10 protein-coding genes and 1 tRNA gene are annotated in these 9,553 nt (G+C 69.6%); 4 read left to right on the plus strand and 7 right to left on the minus strand.

Annotated features, from left to right (window positions below):
* Positions 1 to 86: 86 nt before the first annotated feature.
* Positions 87 to 665, plus strand: coding sequence for a DUF7978 family protein (locus tag ACT4MF_RS03215; RefSeq protein ID WP_444681712.1), 579 nt, complete (start codon positions 87 to 89; stop codon positions 663 to 665).
* A 136-nt stretch (positions 666 to 801) separates the two neighbouring features.
* On the opposite strand, the gene ACT4MF_RS03220 is transcribed toward ACT4MF_RS03215, so the two are convergent.
* Together ACT4MF_RS03220 and ACT4MF_RS03225 are read right to left on the minus strand one after the other, a co-directional pair.
* The gene (locus ACT4MF_RS03220; protein ID WP_099255480.1) at positions 802 to 1,254 is read right to left on the minus strand and encodes an RNA-binding domain-containing protein; all 453 of its coding nucleotides are present in this window, start codon (positions 1,252 to 1,254) and stop codon (positions 802 to 804) included.
* On the minus strand, positions 1,251 to 1,865 hold the full coding sequence (locus ACT4MF_RS03225) for an AAA family ATPase (protein ID WP_444681713.1): 615 nt from the start codon (positions 1,863 to 1,865) through the stop codon (positions 1,251 to 1,253). Before ACT4MF_RS03225 ends, ACT4MF_RS03220 begins: the two co-directional genes overlap by 4 nt.
* A gap of 111 nt (positions 1,866 to 1,976) precedes the next feature.
* Here ACT4MF_RS03225 and ACT4MF_RS03230 point away from each other — a divergent pair.
* Positions 1,977 to 2,051 (plus strand) — tRNA-Arg (locus ACT4MF_RS03230).
* 66 nt (positions 2,052 to 2,117) lie between these two features.
* Here ACT4MF_RS03230 and moaA read toward each other — a convergent pair.
* The 4 genes from moaA to ACT4MF_RS03250 form a co-directional block, all read right to left on the minus strand.
* Positions 2,118 to 3,122: a GTP 3',8-cyclase MoaA gene (gene moaA, locus ACT4MF_RS03235; RefSeq protein WP_444681714.1), complete on the minus strand. Its 1,005-nt coding sequence runs from the start codon at positions 3,120 to 3,122 to the stop codon at positions 2,118 to 2,120.
* Between the two features lie 68 nt (positions 3,123 to 3,190).
* Positions 3,191 to 3,940, minus strand: coding sequence for a thiaminase II (gene tenA / locus ACT4MF_RS03240; RefSeq protein ID WP_444681715.1), 750 nt, complete (start codon positions 3,938 to 3,940; stop codon positions 3,191 to 3,193).
* 46 nt (positions 3,941 to 3,986) lie between these two features.
* Positions 3,987 to 4,766 (minus strand): MBL fold metallo-hydrolase, encoded by a 780-nt coding sequence (locus ACT4MF_RS03245; protein ID WP_444681716.1) that lies wholly within the window; start codon positions 4,764 to 4,766, stop codon positions 3,987 to 3,989.
* Positions 4,767 to 4,805: 39 nt separating this feature from the next.
* Positions 4,806 to 5,231: a universal stress protein gene (locus tag ACT4MF_RS03250; protein WP_099255485.1), complete on the minus strand. Its 426-nt coding sequence runs from the start codon at positions 5,229 to 5,231 to the stop codon at positions 4,806 to 4,808.
* Positions 5,232 to 5,449: 218 nt separating this feature from the next.
* Here ACT4MF_RS03250 and ACT4MF_RS03255 point away from each other — a divergent pair, with 218 nt between their 5' ends.
* Positions 5,450 to 7,066 (plus strand): tryptophan--tRNA ligase, encoded by a 1,617-nt coding sequence (locus tag ACT4MF_RS03255; protein WP_444681717.1) that lies wholly within the window; start codon positions 5,450 to 5,452, stop codon positions 7,064 to 7,066.
* Between the two features lie 31 nt (positions 7,067 to 7,097).
* Here ACT4MF_RS03255 and ACT4MF_RS03260 read toward each other — a convergent pair whose 3' ends face one another.
* A complete protein-coding gene (locus ACT4MF_RS03260; protein WP_444681827.1) occupies positions 7,098 to 7,337 on the minus strand; it encodes a DUF5518 domain-containing protein in 240 nt (79 codons plus the stop codon).
* A 130-nt stretch (positions 7,338 to 7,467) separates the two neighbouring features.
* Here ACT4MF_RS03260 and ACT4MF_RS03265 point away from each other — a divergent pair, with 130 nt between their 5' ends.
* On the plus strand, positions 7,468 to 9,522 hold the full coding sequence (locus ACT4MF_RS03265; RefSeq protein ID WP_444681718.1) for a helicase HerA domain-containing protein: 2,055 nt from the start codon (positions 7,468 to 7,470) through the stop codon (positions 9,520 to 9,522).
* Positions 9,523 to 9,553 lie beyond the last annotated feature (31 nt).

Genomic DNA, 9,553 nt, shown 5'->3' on the forward strand with positions numbered 1-9,553 from the left:
GGCTGGTGCCCGAAACCCCGAACACGTTCGGCGCTGAGCGCGCCGACCCAACAAACACTTATGATCGCCGAAACGACTCCGGGCACATGTCTGTCCCCGACCGATCGAACCGAACGAGCGGAATCGTCGGCGGCGCGGCGGCCGGCGCCGTCGCGTACGTCCTCGGCTATCTGGTCGTCTACGTGACGCAGGGCGACCAGATCGAGGAGGGGCTCTCGGGTATCAACTTCTTCGCCGACCTGTTCGGCGGGGGCCCGATCTCCACGTGGCAGGCCACGGGGTGGATGTTCTACAACGCCCACTTCGTCGACATCAGCGTCCCGTCGCTGATCGGCGGCGCGCAGTCAGCGAACCTCATCTCGCAGGCGGAGGGCGGGTCGCTGGCGCTGCTCTTCGTCGTCCCGCCGCTCCTGCTCGTCGTTGCGGGCGTCGTCGCCGGTCGGGCTGCGGGAGCGTCAGATCCGGCTGACGGGGCGAAGGCCGGAGCGTTCGTCCTCGCCGGGTACCTCCCGCTCGCGGTGATCGGGGCGTTCCTGTTCCGGTACGCCGTCGGCGACGGGACCGTGGCGCCCGACCTCGTCACTGCCGTGTTGCTCGCCGGCGCCGTCTACCCGGCGGTCTTCGGCGCGATCGGCGGGGCCGCCGCATCGCTGCTGAGCGACTGAGTCCGGAGAAGGCTGGCCGCTTTTTGTTCTCGTTTCGGGAGCGTCCCGAGCGCTTCGACCCCGACTGAACCGGTCTCGGCCGGATCAACATCAACCGGATCGACCCCGGCCGCATCGACCGCACCGCCACCGACCGTCAGTACTCCGCGTCTTCGGGGTCGATCCGGTCGCCGTACTCCCGGGCGGGATCGACGGGTCGCCCCTCGTCCGTCTCGGGCGCGACGTAGTCGATGAACGCCTCGACGTCAGGCTCCCGAACGCGGACCTCGACGTCGATCTCGCCGAGCTCGTCCGGCTCCCCGACGGCGAAGTTGACGACGCCCTCGAACGCCGCCTGCTTCTTGAGGGAGAAGTCGAACCCCTCCTCGGTGCTGTTCTGCAGGAACACCCGGCGGGCCGTGTCGAGGATCTCCTGCTCGTGGAGCACGTCGGAGAAGGCGTCGAGGGTGTGCGCCTCGGCGACCAGCCGACCGTCCTCGTGGACCGGCTCCGCGTCCGGGAACACGTTCCGGACCGCGTCGGCGACTCGGTCTGTCACCTCGGTGTCTCGGACGGGCGCTTCGATCCGGACGTCGACGCTGTAGATCACGAGCCGTCACCTCCGGCGTTCGCGGTCGCGGGACCCGCATCGGCATCCGAGTCAGACTCGGAGTCGGTCACGCCGAGCACCTCTCGGACGCGGCGTCGGAACGCCGCCAGCGTCCCGGTGTTGTCGATCTCGATGTCGGCCCGTTCGAGCGTCTCACCGAGACCGAGTTCGACCTCGCGGGCGTCGCGCTCGCGGAGGGCCTCCATGTCGGAGTCGGAGTCGTCGCGCCCGCGGTCGTCGAGCCGCTCGGCGCGGAGCTCGAACGGGGCGCGGACCGCCACCAGCGTGAAGTCGTCGCCGAACGCCTCCCGGAAGCGCTCCAGTTCGACGGTCGATCGGAGTCCGTCGACGAGGACGGTGTCGTGCTCGCTTTCGGCCGCCGCCTCCCGGATCCGCGGGAGCGTCCGGGCGGCGATCGCGTCGTCGCCCTCCTCCTCGCGGAGCGCGCCGGCGATCCGGCCGTGGTGTTCGGCCGGATCGAGCCCGCGTCGGCGGCACTCCGCCCGGATCACGTCGCCCATCACGACGACCGGGATCCCCGCCTCCTCGGCTACGTTCGCCGCCTCCCCCTTGCCGCTGCCGGGGAGGCCGACGGTTCCGATAACGTTCATTGACGGGGCTAATCCCGTGTCGGACTTAGGTCTGCTGTTGGGGAGGCGGCGCTGCCGAGCCCGCTTCGAACCGTCGGCGTTTTTGCCGCTGGGTGAGAGACTTCGGAGTGAGGGCACGTAGCTCAGCCCGGATAGAGCGTCGGACTTCTAATCCGATGGTCGTGGGTTCGAATCCCACCGTGCCCGTTCACCATCTTGGTGGGCAGGAGTTGTCGTCGCAACGTCGGAGCGTGGACGGGCAGCGAGCCCGCCTCAGTCCGACACGCTCGGCGCCCCAAGATACGACTCGTTGATCTCGTACTCGCCGTCGTCGTTCTCGATCAGGTACTCGCCGTAGTAGGGGACGCGGTTCGCGACGACCGCCTCGAACGTCTCGGCGATCTCGTCGCGGGTCATCTCGCCCATCGATCGGAGGTCGTCGTTGCGGTTGAGACACCCCTTCAGGTACCCTTCGTGGGTGACGCGGACGCGGCCGCAGTTGGCGCAGAAATCCTCGTTCTCGACGGGATCGACGATTTCGACCATACCGCCCGTCTCGCCGTCGCCGCTCTCGCCCACGTAGTACCGCTTCCGGTCGTGCATCTCGCGGCGCTCGACTCGGTCGGCCTTTCCGGCGAGCCAGTCGTGGACGCGTTCGATGTCGACGTTCCACTCCGGCTTCCCGGTCAACTCCGGCATGTACTGGATGAGCTGGAGCTGGAGCCCCTCGTTGTCGGCGACGTGTTCGACCATCTCCTCGACGTAGCCCGCGGTGTGCGTGAACACGACCATGTTGAGCTTCACGGGGTCGAGCCCGGCGTCGACGGCGGCTTTGACTCCCTCCAGCACGCGCTCGTAGGCGCCGGATTTCGTCACCTCGGCGAAGTCGTCGGGGTCGAGCGCGTCCTGCGAGACGTTCACGCGGTCGAGCCCGGCCGCCTTCAGGTCCGCGGCGCGTCCGGGGAGGAACGTCCCGTTCGTCGTCAGCGACACCTCCATCGAGTCGGGCGTGCGCTCGACGATCTCCTCGAGATCCTGCCGGAGCATGGGCTCGCCGCCGGTGAACTTCACCGAATCGACGCCGTACCCCTCGACGACCTCCAGAAAGCGGACCACGTCGTCGGCGCTCATCTCGTCGTCGCTCGGCTCCATCGGCCCTCGCGTGTCGCCCAACCCCTCGTTGTGGCAGTAGACGCAGTCGAAGTTACACCGGTCGGTGAGCGAGATCCGCACCCCTGTCACCTCCCGTCCGAAATCGTCCGCGAGTGGGCCGGCCATGCCCGAACGGAGCCGCCGCGTTCGCTTAAATATCTGGGTCGATCGCCGGAGCGCGTAACGTAGAGCGGTTACGTCCCGTCCGACTCGTTGGCCCCGTCGGTCACATTCGCCTCGACGGGCGCATCCATGCCGGCGCTCCGTCCCGCTCCGTCGGCGCTCTCGGACACCCACTCCTCCCCCACGTACGCCATCTCCCAGAATGCGAGTTCGAGGCGGGCGCTCCTGTGGAACGCGTCGCGCATCGCGTCGCGGTGGCCGGGGTACGCCTCCGCGTAGTCGTCGAGGAGACGGCGCATCGAGTCGGTCTCCGCGCGGAACGCCTCGCTCGTGTACGTCTCGATGAACGGGGTGTACCGGTGGGTCTCGTCGGCGAGGCCGGCCATGTGGTCCGCCACGTCGAGGTACCCCTGCATGCAGGGGTAAAGCGCCGCGACGGCGACCGGGACGGGGCGCTCGTGTGCCGTGCGAACGAGGAAGCTCGTGTACGCCTCGCACGTCGGGCGCTTCCGCACGGCGGCCAGCTCCTCGGGCGCGACGCCGTACTCGCCGGCGAACGACCGGTGGAGCTCGAGCTCCTCGTTCAACACGGCGTCGGCGCCGCCGAGGAGCGTCGCCATCGCCGTCTCGTCCCGCGCCTTCGACCCCGCGACGGCGTACGTCCGGGCGTAGTCGAAGAGATACCGGTAATCCTGTTCGAGCCACCGCCGGAACGCCGCCTTGTCGAGGTCGCCGGCCGCCAGCTCGCGCACGAACGGGTGTTCGAACTGGGCCGCCCAGATGTCCGCCCCCGCTGTCAGGAGTTCGTCGCTGAACGCCATGGGCGACCCCTCGATGCGCCGCGGTATAACTTTGTGGTATTACTGACTAATCCCTGTCTGCTATCGCGATCCGATGCCCGTCGGTAGCGACCTCGACGTCGCCGCCGAACCCCGCGTCGCGGACGCTTTGTGCCATCTCGCGCTCGCGACCGCCGGTGTGGGGGTACAGGTGCGAGAGCAGCAGGGTGTCGACGTCGACGCCCGCGAGCGACTCGCCGAGCGTCGTGGGGTTCGGGTGGTTCGACACGTCGGTCCCGTCGGGGAACGAGCAGTCGTGGACCAGCAGGTCGGTCCCGTCCGCGAACGACGCCATGCCCGCGAACGCCTCCGTGTCTCCCGACAGCGTCAGCGGGCCGTCCGCGGGGTCGACGGACGCGCTCGGCGGCGAGAACCGGTAGGCGAACCCCGGCATCGAGTGGCGCGTCTCGCGGGCGGTCACGTCGAACCCGGCGGCGGCGAAGGACCGGGTCGCCGACACCTCCCGGACCGCCAGATCGATCCGGCCGTCGAGATACTCGTGGACGCCGAGGAGGTCGTCGAGGAGTGACTTGGTCCCCGCGGGCCCGACGACTTCCAAGTGCTCCTCGCCGGCGAGCCACCGGGCCTTTATCAGGGGGAGGAGCGCCGCGACGTGGTCGAGATGGTGGTGCGTTAAGAGGACGGTCGAAACGCCCTCGTAGCCGGTCTCCGTGGCGGCCAGCAGCTGGAGGACGCCGCTGCCGCAGTCGACGAGCAGGGAGCGGTCGCCGTCGTCGAGGAGGTACCCCGCCTGCGCGCGGTCGGGGACCGGCATCGCGCTGCCGGACCCGAGAACGGTGAGTTCCATGCTCGTGTGTCCGTGCCCCCAGTCACCTAACTCGGTCGCCTACTTGATCAGGAACACCGGTACGTTCGCGTCGTCGGCCACGCGGTCGGAGACGCTGCCGAGCGATCGGATCCGCTCGCGGGGCGACTTCCCCTCGGGGCTCATCGCGATCACGTCGATGCCGTGTTCGTCGGCGTAGTCGACGATCTCGGTGTCGGGGGTCCCCGCCACCACGTGCGTCTCGACGTCGACGCCCGCCTCCTCGGCCCGATCGGCGACCGTACCGACCGCCGCCTCGCCCTGCGACTCGAGGTCGGCGACGACCTCGTCGTGGAGTTCGCCGGAGCTCGCGGTGGCGATGCGTCGGTCGACGACGTACAGCGCGTGGATCGTCGCGTCGTGGTCGGTCGCCAGCCGGATCGCGTGATCGAGCGCCCGGTCGACCGCCTCGCTTCCGTCGGTCGGCACCAGCAGGTCGTCGTACATAGGTGCCCGTTCGATCCGGTGGCAAATAACGGTACGCCCGCTCGGTCGCTCGCTGGGAACGCGCGGTGCGGGTCGGCACTCGTTGCCCGTCGTCCCCTTCCCTCGTCGCTTCGTTCTCCCGTCGTCCCCTTCCCCCGTCGTCTCGTTTCTCCGCTCCGGCGTGGCAACCCCTCCCGCGCAAGCGAACGGTTTTTGCGTCGACCGACTGGAGGAGACGTATGGACGAGGACACCCCCCGGACGGACGGCGGGACCGAGCGCGCGGAACCGACCGAGGACGTCGCGCTCGACCCGTGGGGGTCGGCGTCGGTCGGCGACTACGCGGACCTGTTCGAGGAGTTCGGCATCGAGGCGTTCGACGAGGTCGCCGACGACGTGGTCGACCCGCACTACCTGATGCGCCGCGGCGTCATCTTCGGCCACCGCGAGTACGACGCGGTCGCCGAGGCGATGGCCAACGACGAGCCGTTCGCCGCGCTCTCCGGGTTCATGCCGACCGGCGATCCGCACATCGGCCACAAGCTCGTGTTCGACGAAATTATCTGGCACCAACGGCAGGGCGGCGACGCGTTCGGGCTGATCGCCGACCTGGAGGCCCACTCCGCCCGCGGGATGTCGTGGGACGAGATCGACGAGCACGCGCGCAACTACCTCCTGAGCCTCCTCGCGCTCGGCTTCGACGCCGAGGCGGGGGAGATCTACCGCCAGTCCGACAACCGGGAGGTACAGGATCTGGGGTTCGAACTCGGCTCGAAGGCGAACTTCTCGGAGTTCGAGGCGATCTACGGCTTCGACGGCGAGACCAACATCTCGCACATGCAGAGCGTGATCACCCAGACCGCGGACATCCTCTACCCCCAGCTCGTCGACGAGCCGAAGCCGACCGTGATTCCGGTCGGCCCGGACCAGGACCCCCACGTCCGCCTGACGCGCGACCTGGCGACCCGCGTGCGCTACTTCAAGGTGACCGAGGCGTTCGCCTCCTTCGAGCTCGACGACGACGAGCGGCAGCTCGTGCGGGCCGCCTACGACGCGCTCGCGGGGTCCGACGGTGACGGCGAGGTCGACGACGCCGAGACGGACGTGCGCTGTGAGGACGCCGCCGCGTGGCTCGCCGACTACGAGCCGCCCGAGACCGGGGCGGGCGAGAGCGACACGCCCCTCGCCGACGCGAAGGCCGGCGCCCTCGACAAGCTCCGGGCGGGAGGGAAAGAGCCCCTTCGCCCCCGGGTGCGCTTCTTCGACCGCAACGCCACTGACGAGGCGTTCGAGGCGCTGATCGAGGCCGTGGAGGGAGAAAAGCGCGTGTTCGAGGGCCACGTCGACGCCTTCGATCTCACGCGCGGCGAGGCCGAATCGGTCGCCCGGGAGGTCGAGATCGACCACGACGGGTTCGGCTTCCGGCAGCCCTCCTCGATCTACCACCGCTTCATGACCGGGCTCACCGGCGGGAAGATGTCCTCGTCGATCCCGGCGAGCCACATCTCCCTGCTCGACGACCCCGAGGACGGCTACGACAAGGTCCGGGCGGCGACCACCGGGGGCCGCGACACCGCCGACGAACAGCGCGAGCTCGGCGGCGAGGCCGACGAGTGTCCCGTCTACGAGCTGTACGCCTACCTGCTCGCGGGCGACGACGACGAGCTCACCAAGACCGTCTACTCCGAGTGCGTCAACGGCGAGCGCCTCTGTGGCGGCTGTAAGGAGCAGGCCGCCGAGCTGATGCGCGAGTTCCTCGAAGACCACCAAGAGAAGCGCGAGGAGGCCGAGGCACTCCTCGACGAGCTCGACATCGACCTGGACTCCGACCGCCGCGGGACGGGCGGCGAGCACTGACGGCGCCCCCCGCGTCCCGTCGTCCGCCGCGCTACAGCTCGTTTTTTACGTAGACGCCGATGACGCCGCCCAACGAGAACACGACGAGGGCCAGGACGACGACCCCGGCGAGCGGGAGCGACGCGATCAGTCCGGAGAGCGCGCCGACCCGGAGCCCGTCGCCCGTTTCGCCGCCTTCGAGGTACGACGCCACCGCGCCGCCGAGCACGGGGGAGATGCCCGTGAACGAGAGCACGACCGTCGCGACCGCGCCGATGACCGCGTTGAGCAGGGTGTTGTCGGTGTTCGTGAGTCACCCGTCGCCGGGCAGCGACACAAGATCGGAGGCCCCGGGCGGGTCCCGCGGCGCTCCGGTCGAACCGAGCCGATAGTTTATGAGGCGGGCGCCACCTCTCACGGGTATGAGCGAGGAGGAGGCGATCCACGTCGCGGACGTCAGCGAGGGGATCGGCGGCGACGCGACGGCGGAACCGGGGGCGCCGATCGAACTCCCGGTCGTCGACGTGCTCACCGGCCGGTCCTTTATAACGGGGAAGAGCGGGTCCGGCAAGAGCAACACCGCGAGCGTCGTCATCGAGAATCTGCTCGACAACGGGTTCCCCGTGATGATCGTTGACACTGACGGTGAGTATTACGGCTTAAAGGAGGAGTACGAGATTCTCCACGCCGGCGCCGACGACGAGTGCGACATCGTCGTCTCCCCCGAGCACGCCGAGAAGCTCGCGAACCTCGCCTTAGAGCAGAACGTCCCGATCATCCTCGACGTCTCCGGCTACTTGGAAGAGGAGACCGCCAACGAGCTGCTCCTGGAAGTCGTCAAACAGCTGTTCGCCAAGGAGAAGCGCCTGAAGAAGCCCTTCCTCCTCGTCGTCGAGGAGTGCCACGAGTACATCCCCGAGGGCGGGGGGATGGACGAGACGGGCAAGATGCTGATCAAGGTCGGGAAGCGCGGGCGGAAACACGGGCTCGGGATCGTCGGGATCAGCCAGCGTCCGGCCGACGTGAAAAAGGACTTCATCACCCAGTGCGACTGGCTCTGCTGGCACCGGCTCACGTGGGACAACGACACGAAGGTGGTGGGGCGCATCCTCGGCTCGAAGTACGCCAGCGCCGTCGAGGACCTCGGCGACGGCGAGGCGTTCCTCATGACCGACTGGGACGAGTCAATCCGCCGGATCCAGTTCCACCGCAAGCAGACGTTCGACGCGGGCGCGACGCCCGGACTCGACGACTTCGAGCGCCCGGAGCTCAAGTCGGTCTCCAGCGACCTCGTCGGCGAGCTCCAGTCCATCTCCGACGAGCAGGAGCGCCGCGAGTCCGAGCTCGCCGACCTCAGACAGGAGCTCGACAAGAAGGACCGCCGGATCGCCGACCTCGAGCGCGAGCTGGAGGAGGCGCGGGACCTGAGCAGCATGGCCGACCAGTTCGCGCAGGCCCTTCTCGGGAAGGCCGAGGCGCCCTACCGGGGCGGCGGCGGGCGACCTGTCGCCGCCGCGGAAGCGACCGGTGCACGAGCAGCCGACAGCGACAAGGGCGCCGACGGCGACGACGAGGATGGCCAATCCGTGCTCAAGTCGTACGACGAGGCGGTCGCCGCCACCGAGAGCGACGGCGACGCAGCGGCCGCGGGAAGCGGCGATCCGCCGACCGACGGTGAGGCCTCGGCCGCCGACGGCGGCGCCGCGGAAGCCGACGCGACCCCCTCCGCGGACGACCCCGAGGCCCCGACTGCCGCCGGAGAAGGCGGTGAGGGTCCCGTTGACGACGTCGATCCGGTCACGCGCGCCGACGTGGCCGAGAGCGCGCTCCGGTTCGACGACGCGGTCGAGCTCGGCACCCGCGAGGCCGTCATCGAGGAGCTTCGGAGTCGGATCGAGTCGCTCCCGGAGCTGTCGCAGGGGATGCTCCGGCACTACCGCCGCGAGGGCGTCAGCGATCCCGTCGCCGCTCACATCGACGCCGGCGGCGACGGCGACTCCGGGCACGCGTACAGCCGCCACCGACCCGTCCGCCGGGCGGGGCTCATCCGCCACGCCGGCCGCGGCCACTACGCCTACGCCGTTCCCGACCTGATCCGCGAGGCGTACGCCGACCGGCTCGACGAGGAGAGCGTCCGCGAAATCGTCCGCGCGGTCGAGACCGCCTTCGTCCCCCCGGCCGAACGGAGCTACCCGCCGGACGCCGACCCCTCGGAAGTCGGCGTCCGTGACGACCCGGACGGGGCCGGAGTCGGCGGCGAAGGCGTCCCGGCCGGAGCCGGCGAGACCGACGCCGGCGAGGCCGCTCCCGACGGGACAACCAGCTCCGGTGGAGCCGATGCCGCCGACGGAGACGGCGTCGACGACGGTACCGACGATGGCGACCGGGAGACCGGAACGGCGCTGGACCCCTCTGAGAGCGGCCTGAGCGACGCCGCCCGGCGGATCGCGAACCGCGGACGCACCGCCGACGAGTGACCGTCGGGACGGAAAGCCGCTCGGCGAAGGG

Origin of the sequence: Halorubrum sp. FL23 (assembly GCF_052439115.2) — an archaeon.
In the GTDB taxonomy this organism is placed as follows: domain Archaea; phylum Halobacteriota; class Halobacteria; order Halobacteriales; family Haloferacaceae; genus Halorubrum; species Halorubrum persicum.

Excerpts from the sequence above, each read along its gene's own strand:
- ACT4MF_RS03215 (WP_444681712.1), top strand. The coding sequence starts at position 87 with ATGTCTGTCCCCGACCGATCGAACCGAACGAGCGGAATCGTCGGCGGC.
- ACT4MF_RS03225 (WP_444681713.1), bottom strand. The coding sequence starts at position 1,865 with ATGAACGTTATCGGAACCGTCGGCCTCCCCGGCAGCGGCAAGGGGGAG.
- moaA (WP_444681714.1), bottom strand. The coding sequence starts at position 3,122 with ATGGCCGGCCCACTCGCGGACGATTTCGGACGGGAGGTGACAGGGGTG.
- tenA (WP_444681715.1), bottom strand. The coding sequence starts at position 3,940 with ATGGCGTTCAGCGACGAACTCCTGACAGCGGGGGCGGACATCTGGGCG.
- ACT4MF_RS03245 (WP_444681716.1), bottom strand. The coding sequence starts at position 4,766 with ATGGAACTCACCGTTCTCGGGTCCGGCAGCGCGATGCCGGTCCCCGAC.
- ACT4MF_RS03250 (WP_099255485.1), bottom strand. The coding sequence starts at position 5,231 with ATGTACGACGACCTGCTGGTGCCGACCGACGGAAGCGAGGCGGTCGAC.
- ACT4MF_RS03255 (WP_444681717.1), top strand. The coding sequence starts at position 5,450 with ATGGACGAGGACACCCCCCGGACGGACGGCGGGACCGAGCGCGCGGAA.
- ACT4MF_RS03265 (WP_444681718.1), top strand. The coding sequence starts at position 7,468 with ATGAGCGAGGAGGAGGCGATCCACGTCGCGGACGTCAGCGAGGGGATC.